The sequence below is a fragment of the Actinomyces sp. oral taxon 897 genome (assembly GCF_002999235.1).
Taxonomy (GTDB): Bacteria; Actinomycetota; Actinomycetes; order Actinomycetales; family Actinomycetaceae; genus Actinomyces.
In genome coordinates this window covers 1,212,055-1,229,136 of record NZ_CP027236.1, presented here as the reverse complement: position 1 = coordinate 1,229,136, position 17,082 = coordinate 1,212,055, and the positions used below count along the sequence as shown (strand labels likewise).

At 72.7% G+C, this 17,082-nt stretch carries 9 protein-coding genes and 4 tRNA genes; 11 read left to right on the top strand and 2 right to left on the bottom strand.

The window, feature by feature from the left end:
* Positions 1–153 precede the first annotated feature (153 nt).
* The 5 genes from gltX to C3V41_RS04925 all read left to right on the top strand — a co-directional run bounded on the left by gltX (position 154) and on the right by C3V41_RS04925 (position 2,447).
* A complete protein-coding gene (gene gltX / locus C3V41_RS04945) occupies positions 154–1,755 on the top strand; it encodes a glutamate--tRNA ligase (RefSeq protein ID WP_106109342.1) in 1,602 nt (533 codons plus the stop codon).
* A gap of 262 nt (positions 1,756–2,017) precedes the next feature.
* Positions 2,018–2,089 (top strand) — tRNA-Gln (locus tag C3V41_RS04940).
* A gap of 53 nt (positions 2,090–2,142) precedes the next feature.
* Positions 2,143–2,215, top strand: a tRNA-Glu gene (locus C3V41_RS04935).
* Between the two features lie 35 nt (positions 2,216–2,250).
* Positions 2,251–2,323 (top strand) — tRNA-Glu (locus tag C3V41_RS04930).
* A gap of 48 nt (positions 2,324–2,371) precedes the next feature.
* Positions 2,372–2,447 (top strand) — tRNA-Glu (locus tag C3V41_RS04925).
* A 68-nt stretch (positions 2,448–2,515) separates the two neighbouring features.
* On the opposite strand, the gene C3V41_RS04920 is transcribed toward C3V41_RS04925, so the two are convergent.
* A complete protein-coding gene (locus C3V41_RS04920) occupies positions 2,516–3,283 on the bottom strand; it encodes a polysaccharide deacetylase family protein (protein ID WP_106109341.1) in 768 nt (255 codons plus the stop codon).
* Between the two features lie 220 nt (positions 3,284–3,503).
* On the opposite strand from C3V41_RS04920, the gene C3V41_RS04915 reads away from it, so the two are divergent.
* From C3V41_RS04915 to C3V41_RS04900, 4 genes are all read left to right on the top strand, one after another.
* Entirely contained in the window at positions 3,504–5,138 is a 1,635-nt protein-coding gene (locus tag C3V41_RS04915) for a ribonuclease J (RefSeq protein WP_106110675.1), read from the top strand.
* Between the two features lie 76 nt (positions 5,139–5,214).
* Positions 5,215–8,622 carry a bifunctional lysylphosphatidylglycerol synthetase/lysine--tRNA ligase LysX gene (gene lysX, locus C3V41_RS04910; protein ID WP_129591482.1) on the top strand — a complete coding sequence of 1,136 codons (3,408 nt, stop codon included), beginning with the start codon at positions 5,215–5,217 and terminating at the stop codon, positions 8,620–8,622.
* Between the two features lie 202 nt (positions 8,623–8,824).
* Positions 8,825–9,760, top strand: coding sequence for a PfkB family carbohydrate kinase (locus C3V41_RS04905; RefSeq protein WP_106109339.1), 936 nt, complete (start codon positions 8,825–8,827; stop codon positions 9,758–9,760).
* 276 nt (positions 9,761–10,036) lie between these two features.
* Positions 10,037–12,793 (top strand): FtsK/SpoIIIE family DNA translocase, encoded by a 2,757-nt coding sequence (locus tag C3V41_RS04900; protein WP_106109338.1) that lies wholly within the window; start codon positions 10,037–10,039, stop codon positions 12,791–12,793.
* A gap of 1,124 nt (positions 12,794–13,917) precedes the next feature.
* Here the strand turns inward: C3V41_RS04900 and C3V41_RS04895 are convergent.
* The gene (locus C3V41_RS04895) at positions 13,918–15,228 is read right to left on the bottom strand and encodes a CapA family protein (RefSeq protein WP_106109337.1); all 1,311 of its coding nucleotides are present in this window, start codon (positions 15,226–15,228) and stop codon (positions 13,918–13,920) included.
* A gap of 173 nt (positions 15,229–15,401) precedes the next feature.
* Between C3V41_RS04895 and rbfA the strand changes: the two genes are divergently transcribed.
* Complete coding sequence (gene rbfA, locus C3V41_RS04890; RefSeq protein ID WP_106109336.1) at positions 15,402–15,941, top strand: 30S ribosome-binding factor RbfA; 540 nt, start codon at positions 15,402–15,404, stop codon at positions 15,939–15,941.
* Between the two features lie 20 nt (positions 15,942–15,961).
* Positions 15,962–17,047 carry a tRNA pseudouridine(55) synthase TruB gene (gene truB, locus C3V41_RS04885; RefSeq protein ID WP_106110674.1) on the top strand — a complete coding sequence of 362 codons (1,086 nt, stop codon included), beginning with the start codon at positions 15,962–15,964 and terminating at the stop codon, positions 17,045–17,047.
* Positions 17,048–17,082 lie beyond the last annotated feature (35 nt).

Below are 17,082 nucleotides of genomic sequence, written 5' to 3'. Positions count from 1 at the left end.
TCACGCGGGAGCGGGGACGCCCGGTGGAGGACGGAGCAGGCGGGGGAGCGGTCGAGATCTGGACCACAGCCAGGCCTACGGTAGGCCATGGTAAGCGCTGCCACGTCGGCTGGCAATGGTGCAAGCGGTCCCTGGCGCTACGCTGGGCCCATCATGCCTGACACTCCTGACAACACCGCCGTCTCCCGCCCCGACGCCCCGGCCCGCACGCCCCTCCCGGCACCCGGGTCCTCGCCCGTGCGCGTGCGCTTCTGCCCCTCGCCAACCGGCACCCCCCACGTGGGCATGGTGCGTACCTGCCTGTTCAACTGGGCCTGGGCCCGCCACACCGGGGGCACCTTCGTCTTCCGCATCGAGGACACCGACGCCGCCCGCGACTCCGAGGAGTCCTTTAAGGCCATTATCGACTCCCTGACCTGGCTGGGCCTGGACTGGGACGAGGGCGTGGGTGTCGGCGGCCCCCACGAGCCCTACCGCCAGTCCCAGCGCATGGACCTCTACCGGCAGGTCGCCGCCGAGCTGCTCCAGGCCGGGTACCTGTACGAGTCCTTCTCCACCCCCGAGGAGGTCGAGGCCCGTCACCGGGCCCGGGGCGAGGACCCCAAGCTCGGCTACGACGGCTACGACCGGGACCTGACCGAGGCCCAGAAGGCCGCCTACCGGGCCGAGGGCCGCCGCCCCGTCCTGCGCATGCGCATGCCGGATGAGGACATCACCTTCACCGACCTGGTGCGCGGCCCCATCACCTTCAGGGCCGGCTCGGTCCCCGACTACGTCGTCGTGCGCGCAGGCGGGGACCCCCTCTACACGCTGGTCAACCCGGTGGACGACGCCGCCATGGGGATCACCCACGTGCTGCGCGGGGAGGACCTGCTGTCCTCCACGCCGCGCCAGATCGCCCTGTACCGGGCGCTGACGCAGATCGGCCGCGCCAGCGCGGTGCCGCGGTTCGGCCACCTGCCCTACGTCATGGGGGAGGGCAACAGGAAGCTGTCCAAGCGCGACCCGCAGTCCAACCTGCTCATCCACCGCCACCGCGGCATGCTCCCCGAGGGGCTGATCAACTACCTGGCCCTGCTGGGCTGGTCCCTGTCCAGGGACCAGGACGTCTTCAGCCCCGCGGACATGGTCGAGGCCTTTGAGGTGACCGACGTCAACCCCAACCCGGCCCGCTTCGACCCCGTCAAGTGCGAGGCCATTAACGCCGAGCACATCCGGCTCCTTGAGCCGCAGGACTTCCGCGACCGCCTGGTGCCCTACCTCGCCGACGTCTACCCCGACCCGGCTGACCCGCACTGGGTGCCCCGCCCCCTGGTGAGCGCCACCACCTTCGGGGCCCTGACCGCCCGGGAGCAGGAGATCCTCACCGCCGCCGCCCCCCTGGTCCAGACCCGCGTCCAGCTCCTGGGCCAGGGGCGCGACATGCTCGGCTTCCTGCTCGTGCCCGACGACGCCCTCCAGCTCGAGGAGAAGGCCGTGGCCAGGCTCAGGGACTCCGCCCCGGCGGTCCTGGACGCCGCGCTCAGCGCCCTGGAGCCCCTGGGGGACCGGGAGTGGACGACGGCGCGGCTGGAGGAGGTCCTGCGCGCCGCCATTGTGGAGGGCCTGGGCATAAAGCCGCGCCTGGCCTTCGGGCCCCTGCGCGTGGCCGTCACCGGCCGCCAGGTCTCCCCGCCGCTGTTCGAGTCCATGGAGATCCTGGGGGCCGTCAGCTCCCTGGCCCGCCTGCGCTCCCTGCGCGCCCGCCTGGGCTGAGCCTGCACGGTGAGGTGGTGGCGGGCGCGCTGGGTCAGGAGTGCGTGTCCGCCCGGGCTGAGCCTGCGCCGGTCCCTGACTACCGGGTCCTGACTGCCGGGCTTTGACCACGGGGTCCTGACCGCTGGCGGCGCCCGGCGGCGCGGGCGGGCGCGGCACGACTGTGGCTGTACTCACGCACCAGGGATTTGTCAGGGGCGCGGGTGCCTGCGTAGAGTACTTCCCGCTGCTCCGGACGGTCCTCGTTCCGGGACACAGCCCATGGGGTATGGTGTAATTGGCAACACTGGTGATTCTGGTTCATCCATTCTAGGTTCGAGTCCTGGTACCCCAGCGAGGAGGGAACTCCTTAATCAGGGACTTCCCTCCGCAGGAGGAAAGCTCCGCGCCCCCATCGTCTAGCGGCCCAGGACACCGCCCTCTCACGGCGGCAGCGCCGGTTCAAATCCGGCTGGGGGTACTGGCCAGGCGGGTCCTAACCCGCTGAGCCCGTGGGCCCCCATCGTCTAGCGGCCCAGGACACCGCCCTCTCACGGCGGCAGCGCCGGTTCAAATCCGGCTGGGGGTACGGAGCCGGGATGTCCCGGACCTTAAGTCAAGGATCCTCAGGATCTACGCCCCCATCGTCTAGCGGCCCAGGACACCGCCCTCTCACGGCGGCAGCGCCGGTTCAAATCCGGCTGGGGGTACCACGTACCTCACGCGCAGCCACCCTGTCGGGCCCCGCGCCCACCAGGCCAGTCCGCCAGCCACCGGGTGCCTAGGACGACGCGGCCGCGTCCAGCCTCAGCAGCTCCGAGACTGTCACCAGGGCCAGCCCCTGGTCCCTGACGGCCGCCGCGGCGGCCACCACCGCCCGCACGAGCGCCTCGGTGGGCTGGCTGCGCGCGTCGTGGCTGAGAATGATCCCACCCGCCCCCACGCTGCCCACCAGGCCCTGGGCGGTGGCCACGTCCGGGGTGTGGTGGCCCCACAGGACCACGTCCAGCCCCCGGCTCGCCGCCACCATGAGCGCCGGGGCGTCCACGCGCCCGTAGGGGGGCCGCCACAGACGGGGCGCGGGGGCGCCCGCGGAGGTGATGGCCGACATCGTGCGGTCGATCTCGTCACCGAGCTGGTCGTACTCCTTGGAGTACACGTCCTGGTGGTCCCAGCCGTGGACGGCGACCTCGTGCCCCGCGCCCGCCTCACGGGCCACCAGGTCCGGGTGGGCGGAGGCGCTGGTGCCCAGCAGGAAGAAGGTCGCCGGGATCCCGGCCTCGTCCAGCAGGTCCAGCACCAGGGGCGTGAACTCCCCGGGGCCGTCGTCAAAGGTCAGGGCCACCGCGCCCGAGCCCGGTGAGGCCTGGAACACGGTGCGCGCCCCCAGGTACCCCGGTGCCACCGGGCGCGGGGCCACCCGGTCCGTGGGGGAGCGGCGCTGCGCCAGCACCCTGCCTCCCACCACCCCGGCCGCCCCGCCCGCAGCCGCACCGGCCGCCCCGACGGCGCTGGTGCGAAGGACCTGACGGCGGCTGAAAGACCTCATGGGCCTCTAGGGTAGCCCCCGGCAGACTGCCGTCGGCCCTCGCCCGGGAGACGTCGGCCTCGGCCCCGCCCGGGTGGACCTACCTGCCCCGGCCCGCCTGGGTGGACCCGTCCGCCCCCCGGTAGGCAGCTGGCGGCCCGCACTCCCCGGCCCCGCTAGACTCAGCTCCGTGACGACGTTCGAGACGCTCAAGCCCCCCAGCCCCCTTGCCGACGGCGCCATGCGCGTCACCCCCCTGGGTGGCCTGGGCGAGGTCGGCCGCAATATGACTGTCTTCGAGGTGGACGGCAAGCTCCTCATTGTGGACTGCGGCGTCCTGTTCCCCGAGGAGAACCAGCCCGGCGTCGACCTCATCCTGCCCGACTTCGAGCCCATCCGGGACCGGCTCGACGACGTCGTGGCCCTGGTGCTGACCCACGGGCACGAGGACCACATCGGCGGCGTGCCCTACCTGCTGCGCCTGCGCCCCGACATCCCCCTGGTGGGCAGCGAGCTGACCCTGGCCTTCGTGGACGCCAAGCTCAAGGAGCACCGTATCCGCCCCGTGCTACGCCAGGTCGTGGAGTACGAGCGGGTGGTCTACGGCCCCTTCGACGTCGAGTTCGTGGCCGTCAACCACTCCATCCCCGACGCCATGGCCGCCATGATCCGCACCCGCGCCGGAAACGTCCTGGTCACCGGCGACTTCAAGATGGACTCCCTGCCCATTGACGGGCGCATTACCGACCTGCGCTCCTTCGCCCGGTTCGGGCAGGAGGGGGTGGACCTGTTCTGCGTGGACTCCACCAACGCCGAGGTCCCCGGCATGATCGGCCACGAGGGGCAGATCGGCCCGGTGCTGGACAACGTCTTCGCCGAGTCCGGCGGCCAGATCGTGGTGGCCTCCTTCTCCAGCCACGTCCACCGGGTCCAGCAGGTCCTCGACGCCGCCGCCCTCCACGGGCGCCGGGTGGCCCTCATTGGGCGCTCCATGGTGCGCAATATGGGCATCGCCGCCGAGCGTGGCTACCTCAAGGTGCCCGACGGCGTCCTCATCGACGCCCGCGAGGTCACCTCCCTGCCCCCCGACGAGCGGGTCCTCATGGTCACCGGGAGCCAGGGGGAGCCCATGGCGGCCCTGAGCCGCATGGCCCACGGCGAGCACCGCAGCGTGACCGTGGAGCCGGGGGACACCGTCGTCTTCGCCTCCTCCCTCATCCCCGGCAACGAGAACTCCGTCTACCGGGTCATCAACCAGCTCATGCGCCTGGGGGCGCGGGTGGTCCACCAGGGCAACGCCAAGGTCCACGTCTCCGGCCACGCCTCGAGCGAGGAGCTCCTGCACGTCTACAACATCGTCCAGCCCGCCAACGTCATGCCCGTCCACGGGGAGATCCGCCACCTGGTGGCCAACGGCGCCCTGGCCGTCAAGACCGGCATCGCCCCCGAGCGGGTCATGCTGTGCGAGGACGGGGTCACCGTGGACCTGGCCGCCCACACCGCCCGCATCTCCGGGCAGGTCAGCGTGGGCTACGTCTACGTGGACGGCTCCAGCGTGGGGGAGATCGACGAGACCGAGCTCAAGGACCGCCGTATCCTGGCCGAGGAGGGCTTCGTCTCCGTCTACGCCGTGGTGGAGACCAAGACCGGCACCATCCTGGCTGGCCCCCACATCCAGGCCCGGGGCATGGCCGAGGACGACTCCGTGTTCGACGAGGTCCTCCCCGACGTCACCAACGCCCTGGCGCAGGCCCTCAAGGGGGGCAAGGCCGACTCCCACTCCCTGGCCCAGGTCATGCGCCGCACCCTGGGGCGCTGGGTGGGACGGCGCCTGAGGCGCCGGCCCATGATCGTGCCCGTGGTCATCGAGGCCTGAGCCCACCGGTCCAGGGCGCGCTTCTCCTCCCTGCGAATGATGCGCCCAGCCCCTGACCAGGGAAGAATGCCCTGTCGTGAGTACGACCCCGACACCTGCACCCAGCTCACCCACGCGCCCGGCCCGACGGCGTATGGGGCCCCTGACCCGTACCTGGGTGGACGTGGTCCCCAACGTCATGGCCAAGGTCCTCCAGCTGGACGCCTTCCTGTGCCTCATCGGGTGGGCGGGGCTGCGGCGGTGGGAGGGCTACGACGCCCTGCTCGAGCCCTTCGGGTGGCTGGGGGTGCCCGTCGGCGCCTCCCTGTTCATCACCGTCTTCCTCTACGTGTGGGCGGCCACGGCGCTGCGGCGCAAGTACATGGCCTGGTGGCTGGCAGTCATACTCCAGGTCGTCAATATCGTGGGCCTGGCCGTCCCGTCCTACGTGCTCCTGCGTGACCACGAGTTCAGGCCCGCGGACTGGAACGAGCTGGGGATTATGCTCCCCGGCTCCATCCTGGTCCTCATCATCCTCCTGCTGTCCCGCTCAGCCTTCCCGGGGCGCCTGGTGCCCGGCGCCTGGATACAGGCCCTGGCGGTCCTCGTGGTGGGCTTCGCCTCGGTCACGGTGGTGGGCCTGGGGCTGCTGGCCCCCATGCGCCGCCTGCACCTGGACTTCGACGAGCGCGTGTGGTGGGTGCTCTCCAGGATCATGGGCACCGACCTGGCCAAGGCCTTCGGCCACGTCCCCTACAACGGCCCCAGGTGGGCCTCCTTCCTGCTGTCCTTCCTGGCCGCCTGCGTGGCCCTGGCGGCGGTGGGGGTCTTCCTGCGCTCGGCCCGGCGGCCCCCCGTGCCCGGCTCGGACCTGCGGGTACGGGCCCTGCTGCTGGAGGACGACGGGGACTCCCTGGGCTACTTCGCCACCCGCGCCGACCGCCTGACCTCCTTCTCCCCCGACGGCAGGGCGGCGGTCTCCTTCGGGGTCACCATGGGGGTGGCCCTGGCGGCGGGCGACCCGCTGGGGCGCCGCTCCTCCTGGGAGGGGGCCATCCTGGCCTGGCTGGAGGAGTGCCGCGACTACGGCTGGATCCCGGCGGTCATCTCAGCGGGGGAGGAGGGGGCCCGGGCCTACAAGGAGGCGGGCCTGAGCGCCCGGCGCATGGGTGACGAGGCCATTGTCAAGGCCGCCAACTTCGACCTGCGCGCCCACCCCGCCGTGGCCAAGGCGGTCCGCCGGGTGCGCTCCTCGGGCGCCACCGTGGAGGTCCGCCGCCTGGGTGACATTATCCACGAGGAGCGCGAGCAGCTGCGCCGCGCCGCCGACGACTGGCGCAACGGGGAGGAGCGCGGCTTCTCCATGGCCCTGGACCGCACCCTGGCCGACGTCGACGAGCGCGAGGTGGTGGTCACGGTCAAGGACGTGGACGGCAACCCCGAGGCGCTCCTGGGCTTCAGCCCCTGGGGCATGCGCGGTGCCTCCCTGGACGTCATGCGCCGCAGCCCCACGGCCACCAACGGGGTCAACGAGGCCATGGTCACCGCCCTGCTCACCGAGGGCCCGGGCATGGGCATTGACGTCGTCTCCCTGAACTTCGCCATGTTCCGCTCCATCTTCGTGGACGGGCTCGCGGTCGACGCCTCCCTGACCGCCCGCGCCCTGGCCAAGGTCATGCGCCTGGCCTCCCGCTTCTGGCAGCTCGAGCAGCTCTACGAGTCCAACGCCAAGTACGGTCCCACCTGGAGCCCCCGGTACATGTGCTTTATGGACGCCACCCAGTTCGTCCAGGTCGCCCTGGCCGCCGGGGTCCTGGAGGGGTTCGTCCCGGTACCCCGCTGGTGGTCCCTGCGCAACACCCCCGTCAGCACCGACCTGACGGGGGAGGACTACGTGCGCGCCGTGGCCGAGCAGGTCGCCGAGCACGTCAGGGCCCTCATGCCCGCCCGGCGCCTGCCCTACGAGGAGCGCCAGCGCCGCGCGGCCCTGGAGGACCTGACCCGGCGCGGCGTGGACGCCTACCCGGTGGGGGTCGCCCCCGGCCTCCACCCCGCCCAGGCCCGCGCCCGGGTGTCCGCCTGGGCGCAGCAGGTCGGCACCCCGGCCGCCCACGCCGGGGACGGCCCCCGCCTGCGGGTGGAGGGGCGCGTGGGCCTGGAGCGCGACCACGGCGGCGTGGTCTTCGTCGACCTGGTCCGTGGCGACGACAGCCTCCAGCTCCTCCTGGACGCCTCCGTGGTGGACCTGCCCACCTGGCGCAGGGACATGAGCCGCGGCGACATCCTGGTGGCCGAGGGCACCGCGGTCCTGACCCGTACCGGGGAGCCCAGCCTGGCCGTGAGCAGCTGGACCATCCTGTCCAAGGCCCTGTGCGGGCTGCCCCGCCCCCGGCCCGACGGCCAGGGCCACCGCCGCAGCCCGGTGCCGGCGTCGGCCTCCCGCACCGCCCAGCTCCTGGGCGACCCCGAGGCCCTGGCCCTGCTGAGCCAGCGCTCCGCCGTGGTGGCCTCCCTGCGCGCCACCCTGGGGCAGGCTGGCTACACGGAGGTGGAGACCCCCATCCTCCAGGCCGTCCACGGCGGGGCCAACGCCCGCCCCTTCGTCACCCACCTCAACGCCTACGACGCCGAGGTGTTCCTGCGCATCGCCCCCGAGCTCTACCTCAAGCGCCTGGCGGTGGCGGGCATGGAGGCGGTCTTCGAGGTCGGCCGCAACTTCCGCAACGAGGGCGTGGACTCCACCCACAACCCCGAGTTCACCTCCCTGGAGGCCTACGTGGCCCACGGGGACTACCACACCATGCGCCGCCTGGCCCAGGAGCTCATCCAGCAGGCCGCCACCGCCGTCCACGGCGCCCCCATCGCGCTGCGCCCGGCCGGCAGCCCCGGCACGCAGGGGGCCCAGGTCGTCACCCGCCGCCACGGGGTGGACTACGTGGGGGTGGACATCTCCGGGGACTGGCCGGTGGTGAGCGTCCACGAGGCGGTCTCGGCGGCCCTGGGCCAGCCGGTCGGCGTGGACACCCCGGTCCCCGAGCTGGCCCGGATCGTGTCCGACCTGGACCTGGACGCCCCCGCGGGCGCCGGTGCCGGGGACCTGGTCGGTGTCCTGTACGACGAGCTGGTCGAGGCCCGCACCCTGGTGCCCACCTTCTACACCGACTTCCCGGTGGAGACCTCGCCCCTGACCCGCCACCACCGCCGGGACCCGCGCCTGGCCGAGCGCTGGGACCTGGTGGCCTGGGGCGCCGAGCTGGGCACCGCCTACTCCGAGCTCACCGACCCCCTGGAGCAGCGCGAGCGCTTTACCGCCCAGTCCCTGCGCGCCGCCGCCGGCGACCCCGAGGCCATGAGCCTGGACGAGGACTTCCTGCGCTCCCTGGAGCTCGGGCTGGTGCCCACCGGCGGCCTGGGCCTGGGGGTGGACCGTGTGGCCATGCTCATTACCGGGGCCGCCTCCATCCGCGAGGTCATTGCCTTCCCCTACGCCCGGCCGGTGTCCTGACCTCGTGGGCCCGGTCCCGGGCGGCGGGGACGGCGGCCCGAGGATTATGACGCCGCGTCAGCATTAGGGCGCGAAGGTACCCGGCAGGTAGCATGGACGACGTGACCACGGCCAGGCCGCCCGGGGGCGACGTCGCGGACCGGTGCCGCTGCGCCGGGACGCGACGGCGTCCGCCACTAGCAACAAGGACGGTGCGCTCACCATGACGCCTCGACGCCCCGCGTGCTTTATCTCGACCGGTTCCGTCCTCATCGACCTCCCGCTGCGGCTCAGCCACATCCCCGCCCCCGGGGGGGCCGTGACCGCGGTCTCCTCCGGCCCGGCCGTGGGGGGCGGGTACACGGTGGTCTCGGCCGTGGCCCGCCAGGGCCTGCCCGCCGCGCTCGCGGCCACCATCGGCACCGGGCCCAACTCCAGCCAGGTGCGTGAGTGGATGGTCCTGGACGGCGTCGAGCTCCTGGTGGAGGAGCTGGTGGGGGACATCGGCAGCTGCACCACCCTCATTGAGCCCTCCGGGAGACGCACCTTCATTACCACCGAGGGGGTCGAGGCCGAGCCCCAGGCCGAGGACCTGGAGCGGCTCGGCCTGCTGGCGGGGGACTGGGTCTACGCCACCGGCTACGACATCGCCCACCCCTCCAGCCGCCCGGTGCTGGTGCCCTGGCTCCTGGAGCTGCCCTCCGGCGTGAGCCTGGTGCTGGACCTGGGGCCCGTCCAGCCCGAGATCCCCGACGACATCCTCCTGCCCCTGCTGCGTCGCACCAGCCTCCTGACCGGTAACCACCTGGAGATGACCCAGCTCATTGGGCGCCTGGGCAGTCCCATGGCGGTGCGGGCCGCCTGCCCCCAGGCCCTCATTGTGCGGCGCACCGGGGTGCACGGCTGCGACCTGTGGCCCGCGGGCGGGGACGAGCACATTGAGGTCCCCGGGTTCGCGCGTGAGGTGGTGGACACCACCGGGGCGGGTGACACCCACACCGGGGTGCTCGTCTCCGGCCTCATGGACGGCCTGGACGTGGTCGCCGCGGCCCGGCGCGCCAACGTCGCCGCCGCCCTGGCCGCGGCCCGCTCCGGACCGGCCCGCTCCCCCAGGCGCAAGGACATTGACGCCGTCCTGAGCGCTGAGCCCCCGCGGTGAGCCCCGGGCCCGGGTCGGCCTAATGACCGCACTGCGGGGCCCGGGTGCGCGGTGCCGAGCCTCCTCGCGGCGGTGCGGGCCCCCAGACGCCGTCGCGGCGCCCGGGTGCGCGGTGCCGAGCACCTGCCCGGGGCGGCCTAATGACCGGGCCCGGTTCTGGGTAGGGCCCGGGTCGGGCCAGGGCCCGGCCCAGGGCGTCCACCAGGATCTCATTGAGGTAACGTGGCGGCGTGGCTGGGGCGGTTTGCCGGGGCGGGCGGATAACGTCAGGGCATCATGGTCAGTTCTCGCTCCTCCGCGTCTTCCCCCCGTGGTACCGGCGCCCGCGGGCCTCGTGGCACCACCTCGCGCGCCCCCCGAAAGGCGGGCCCCTCCCAGCGGCCCCCTGCCCCCGAGCCCACTGCCTCGACGGGGTACCGGCGCACCGGCGGGGCCTTCCTGCTCATCGCCCTGGGGATCGTCATGGGCCTGCGCGAGTGGTTCGGGATCTCCGGCCTGGCCGGGGGTCTGCTGCACCACATCGCCGCCGGACCGGTGGGGATCCTGGGGCTGGTGATCCCGCTGCTGCTCATCGCCCTGGGCGTGGCCATGCTGCGCGCGCGCCAGCTCGGTGCCGTCCACGCCCGTATCTCCGTAGGCTGCCTGGGTCTGCTCACCGGGGTCACCGGCATGATCCAGGTCGGCGTGGGCAACCCCTCGATCAGCCAGGGGGTAGGCGTCCTGGAGAGGGCCGGCGGGCTCCTGGGGTGGGTGGTGGGCTACCCCCTGGCCACCCTGTTCAACTCCGTGGGCGCCATGATCCTGTTCGTCCTGCTCATTGCCTTCTCCGCGCTGGTGGTCTCCGGCAAGACCATCCCCGACCTGCTGGAGGTCGCCGCCGCCAGGCGCGCCGAGGCCGACGACTCCGGCGAGCCCGCCGAGGGCCTGGCCGCCCGTGCCCTGGGGCGCCTGCGCTCGGGCCTGTCGGGCCGCTCCGGCCAGGACCAGGACGACCAGGCCACCCGCCTGCTGGACTCCTACGACGGTGACGAGGCCTTCCGCTCCGCCCTGGAGACGGACTCCGAGCAGCCCCGCCGACGCGGCAACGGCCTGCGCAGGCGGGTCGAGCCCGGGACGCCCCTGGAGGCCACCGCCGTCCTGGGCAGGACCCCCAGCGACGCCGTCACCTCGGTCATGCCGACCGCGCGGTCCACCAGCCCCGCCGACGCCCCGGGGCGGGTCCCGTCCGCCTCCGCCGCGGCGCCCGTGCGCCCCAGGCAGCCCGCCGGGCGTGGTCGTCCCACCCCCGACGACGCCGTCGAGCAGGCCGTGCGCGCGGCCGCCGCGGCCCAGGCGCCCACCGAGGCGACCGCCGTCGTGGCCGAGGACGGCGCGGACCTGGGCCAGGAGCTCGACGCCGCCATGCACCCCATGTCCCTGCCTGACGGCTCCACCTACCGGCTGCCCGCCCAGGACCTGCTGGAGCCCGGCCCCGCGCACGCCACGCGCACCGAGGCCAATGACGCCATCGTGGACGCCCTGCAGAACGTCTTCGTGGAGTTCAACGTGGACGCCACCGTCACCGGCTACACGCGCGGGCCCCAGGTCACCCGCTACGAGGTTCACCGGGGGCGGGGCGTCAACGTCTCACGCATCACCGGCCTGGAGAAGAACATCGCCTACGCGGTGGCCAGTGACGAGATCCGCCTGCTCACACCCATCCCGGGCAAGAGCGCCATCGGCATCGAGATCCCCAACTCCGACCGTGAGATGGTCAAGCTCGGCGACGTCCTGCGCTCCCAGGCCGCCCGCAAGCAGACCCACCCGCTGGTGGTGGGCCTGGGCAAGGACGTCGAGGGCGACTACGTGGTCACCAACCTGGCCAAGACCCCCCACATGCTGGTGGCCGGCCAGACCGGGTCGGGTAAGTCCTCGTTCGTCAACTCCATGATCACCTCCATTATGATGCGCGCCACCCCCGAGGAGGTCCGCATGGTGCTGGTGGACCCCAAGCGCGTGGAGCTGACCGTCTACGAGGGCATCCCCCACCTCATCACCCCCATTATCACCAGCCCCAAGAAGGCCGCCGAGGCCCTGGAGTGGGTGGTGCGGGAGATGGACGCGCGCTACGACGACCTGGCCTCCTTCGGGTACAAGCACATTGACGACTTCAACAAGGCGGTACGTGCCGGAGACGTCCAGCCCCTGCCCGGCAGCCAGCGGGTCATCACCCCCTACCCCTACCTGCTGGTGGTGGTCGACGAGCTCGCCGACCTCATGATGACCGCCCCCAAGGACGTGGAGGCCTCCATCCAGCGCATTACCCAGCTGGCGCGGGCAGCCGGCATCCACCTGGTCCTGGCCACCCAGCGGCCCGTGGCCCAGGTGGTCACCGGGCTGATCAAGTCCAACGTGCCCTCCCGCCTGGCCTTCGCCACCGCCTCCCAGCTGGACTCCCGGGTCATCCTGGACCAGAACGGGGCCGAGACCCTCACCGGCCAGGGCGACGCCCTCTACCTGGGGCCGGGCGCCTCCGCCCCGGTGCGGGTCCAGGGCTCCTGGGTCACCGAGTCCGAGATCCGCTCGGTGGTGGAGCAGGTCAAGTCCCAGCTGACTCCCGAGTACCGCGAGGACGTCGTCGTCCCGGAGGCCAGGAAGCAGATCGACGAGGAGATCGGCGACGACATGGACCTGCTGCTGCAGGCCGCCGAGCTGATTATCACCAGCCAGTTCGGCTCCACCTCCATGCTCCAGCGCAAGCTGCGGGTGGGGTTCGCCAAGGCCGGGCGCCTCATGGACCTCCTGGAGTCCCGTGAGGTGGTGGGGCCCTCGGAGGGCTCCAAGGCCCGTGACGTGCTGGTGTCCCCCGAGCAGCTGGAGGAGACCCTGGCCTGGATCAAGGGGGAGGGGACGGTGCCGGGTCCGGACGCCTCCGGGACCGCGGGCGGGACCGGGACGCCTGGCGGGGACGAGAGCGGTCTGGGCGCGGGCGCGGGCGGTCCGGGCGCGGAGGGGGACGGCGCCCACCTGTCTGACACGGGCGAGAAGCAGTAGGGGCGCCCGGGTGCGGAGGGGACGGCGCCGGGCCGGGTCCGGCGTCCGCCCTTCCGTGAGAACGGTACTTATTGCTCGCGAGAACGGTACTTGTTCGTCGCGAGAACGGTACTTGTTTGCCGTGAGAACGGGCGGTGCTCGCTGTTGGGACCCTGTCCGTGGGCGATGCGTCCTGGTTGCGCTTTCCTGGGCGGCTGGGTTGGGGGTCCCCGGCCTGGTATCTGGTGTGTGTCTCGTTGTGGACGTTGTGGCGGTTGAGTTGAGGGGGGGTCTTCGGCTGGGTGTGGGTTGGCGTGTCTGCGTCACCTTCCCGGAGACCTTCGTGACCTGTGCTGACGTGCTGCTGGCCCCTGGGGGACGACGCCGCCTGGCAGGCAGCCTGCGTCGTCGACGGGGGCTGGCCGCTGTGGTGGGGCCACACGCCCTCAGGTGAACGTGCTCTTGGTCGGGTGGACGTGCCCCGAGGCTGGTGAACGTGCTCTTGGTCGGGTGGACGCCGTTCTAGCTGGCGTTCACTGGCACGGAAGCGCGTTCATACCCGTGAGATGGCGTCTACCTGCCCCAGAGCGCGTTCACCTCCACTCGGTCCGACGCACGGGCACGCCCCCTGGGTTGCCCTGGGGCCGTGCGGGAGCGGACCCGCACCCGGGTCCTGGTGGTGGCACGCCCCCTGGGTTGCCCTGGGGCCGTCCGCCAGGGCGCCTCAGCCCAGCCCGACGCGCGGGCGCACCGGCAGAGCAGGCGGGGCCCGGCGTCTCCCGGGACGAGCCCGCCCACCGCCACCAGCTGCGGCCGTCTGTGGGCGCTGGCACCGGGCAGCCGGGCCCACGCGGTCTCCGGCACCGCGCGGACAGCACACCCAGAAGACGAGCACACCAAGAGGTCACCCGGTACCCGGCGCACCCACCCCGACCCGCACCCACCAACCAGCCCAGGCAGGACCACTGCGAGCACCCCCCGTTCTCACGAACAATAAGTACCGTTCTCACGACGAACAAGTACCGTTCTCACGAGCAATAAGTACCGTTCTCACGACGAATAAGTACCGTTCTCGCGGACACAGAGAGGCGAGCGGGACAAGGCGAGACAGGACGGGGGCGGGACAAGGCTGGAAACAGGGCGGGCTAGGAGCGCGGTACCACCGTCGGTTCGGACCCCGTGGGTGCCGGTACCGTGTCGGAGTAGGTCTGCGGGTTCATGATCTCCGTCACGGTCTGCCAGCGGTAGGCGATCTCCTCGGCGGACAGCGTCGTACCGGCGGGGACCTCACCGCGCGCCAGGGCGGCCAGGTCCAGGACGCGGTGCCCGCCGTCGAGGTCAACGGTAAAGGGGTGCCAGTGGAGCGCGTCCACGCTCACCTGCCCCTGGGCGGTCACCGTGACGTCAACCCACACGAAGACCCCGATACAGGCCATGACCGTGCCCTGCGCCTCGGACTGGTTGGACAGGTAGTTGCCCGCCGAGTACGACACCCACATACCGCGCCCGCCAGGGCCCCCGGGCAGGAGCTCGTTGGTCTGCGGCACGTGCGGGTGGGCGCTGAAAAGCACGTCGATCTCGCCGGTGGCCGCGATCGCGTTGGCGTAGTCGGTCTGGGACTGGACCGGGTCGCGGGTGTACTCCTCACCGATCTGGGAGTGCAGGACGACGACGTCGGCGCCAGCGTCCCGGGCCGCCCGGGCCTGGGCGGCCGCCCACTCCACGCTGTTGATCTGCACCGCCCAGCCGGTCTCGTCCACCAGGCCGTTGAGGCTGTAGGTGGAGGACAGCTGGGCGACGGTCACTGTGCGCCCCTCGCGCTCCAGCCGGTAGAGCTGGTAGGGGGTGGCCGCCTCGGCCTGCGAGCGGTTAGTCCCGGCGAACCCCATGCCGTTGGCCACCAGCGTGTCCGCAGTGGCCACCACCCCGGCCAGGCCCTGGTCGTAGGCGTGGTTGGACGCCGTCGCGCAGCCGTCCCAGCCGCTGCCCCTAAGGGCCTGGACCACCGGCGGCAGGGTCCCGAACATGGGGTAGCCGCTGGCCACCCCGTCAGGGGCGATAGGGACCTCCATACCGCACAGGGCCAGGTCCACCCCGGCGACCCAGGGCTGCTCGCCGGCGATCATGCCGCTAATGTCCCCCTGCCCGCCGGGGGTGTCGTCCATGACCGGCATGTGGGGCAGGACGTCACCGGCGTAGCCGATGGTCAGGTGGACGTCGGGCGGGGGAGCCTGACTGGGAGAGGGGTCGGAGGCCGGTTCGACGGGGGCCGAGGAGGATGTGGCAGCGAGGACTCCGGCGGGGGGTAGGGAGGACGCGGCGGGCGGTTCGGCCTGCTGTGCCCCGCTCCCGTAGACGGTCAGGACCAGTGCGAGAAGCGTCGCGGCCAGGAGCAGCACCGTACGACGTCGGCCTGCGGCCAGGACACGACCAGGGCGGTGGTACGGGGAGCGCATAGGTGAAGCATAGGTCACATGTGATGCGTAGCTGGTACTTATGGCGGGGTGCACGTGGTCGAGGTCGAGCACGTGGCCCCGGGCGCGGCGGGGGCGGTCTGCCCGGACACGCACCATGATCTGACACAATCAGGAGCCGCTGGCGCCTGCCAGCCCGCAGAGAGGAGCCCACCATGGCCGACGCCGCCCGCGCCCGCAAGGTTGCTGACCGTATCCACGAGACGGTCGCCCGCCTGCTCCAGGGACGTGTCAAGGATCCCCGCCTCGGCATGGTCACCGTGACCGACGTGAGGGTCACCGGTGACCTCCAGCAGGCCACCGTGTTCTACACCGTCTACGGCACCGACCGCGAGCGCTCTGCGAGCGCCGCCGCCCTGAGGTCGGCCACCGGGCTCATCCGCTCCGAGGTCGGCAAGGTGCTGGGTATCCGCCTGACCCCCACCATTACCTTCCAGCTCGACGCCCTGCCCACCACGGCCAAGACCCTTGAGGACGCCCTGGCCCAGGCCCGGGCCAGGGACGAGGAGATCGCCCGCAACGCCCAGGGTGCCACCTATGCCGGCGACGCCGACCCCTACCGGCACGATGACGAGGACGCTGATCAGACCGGGGACGCTCCCGAGCGCCCGGGTGACGGTGTCGTGTCCCGGGGGCTGGCAGGGGGCACCCAGGACGCCGGTGCCCAGGATCCCGAGTACCCCGGGGAGCTGTGAGCCCCGCCCAGGTCGGGCCCGTGTCAGCTGAGTCCGGTCCGGCTGGAACCGGTCCCGCCGCGGCCGTCACCCACCGCCGTCCGCGGGTGCCCCGAGGGGCCGTGACCGCCGGGGACGGTCTCCTGGTGGTGGACAAGCCGACGGGGGTGACCAGCCACGACGTGGTGGCCGCCGTCCGCCGCCTGGCCGCCACCCGCAGGGTCGGGCACGCCGGGACCCTGGATCCCATGGCCACTGGCGTGCTGGTGCTGGGGGTGGGGCGCGCCACCAGGTTCCTGACCTACCTGGTGGGGGCTGACAAGACCTACGAGGCCACCGTGCGCCTGGGCCAGGAGACCTTGACCGAGGACGCCCAGGGGGAGGTCACCGCCTCCCGTGGCTGCGCGGACCCGCGTACCCGGCCCGGGGGGCAGGCCGACCTCGACTCCCGCCTGGCGGCCGCGCTGGCGGACCTGACCGGTGAGATCATGCAGGTCCCCAGCGCCGTGTCCGCCGTCAAGGTCAACGGCGTGCGCTCCTACGCCCGGGTGCGGGGCGGGCAGGACGTGGTCCTGGAGGCGCGCCCGGTGACCGTCTACGAGCTGGGCCTGCGCTCCCACCCGCGTCCTGCCCGGGCGGAGGATGGGACCGCCGTGGTGGACGTCGACCTGCTGGTCACCTGCTCCTCGGGGACCTACGTGCGGGCCCTGGCCCGGGACCTGGGGGCGGCCCTGGGCTGCGGGGGGCACCTGACGGCGCTGCGCCGCACCCGGGTCGGCCCCTTTGAGGCCGGTCAGGCCGCCGACCTGGGGGCACTGGGCGCCCAGGTGGAGGCCGACGCCGCCTCCGCCGCCCCGCGCGGCCTGCGGCTGCTGGGGCTTGGCGAGGCGGCGCGCCGCTGCTTTGCGGCCGTGGCCCTCACCGGGGACCAGGCCCGTGCCCTTAGCCACGGCCAGCGCCTGGACGCGCAGGTCCTCCAGGGGGCGCAGTCCCCGCCGCACCCCGTGGTCCCGCGGGCCGGGGGTGGGGCAGTGACCGCCGGCTTCGCCCCTGACGGCACCCTGGTGGCGCTGCTGGCCCCCCAGGGGCGGTGGGCCCGCCCGGTACTGGTCCTGGCCCCCGCGTGACCGACCCCGACCCCCGCTGCCAGCGGGGTACGGGC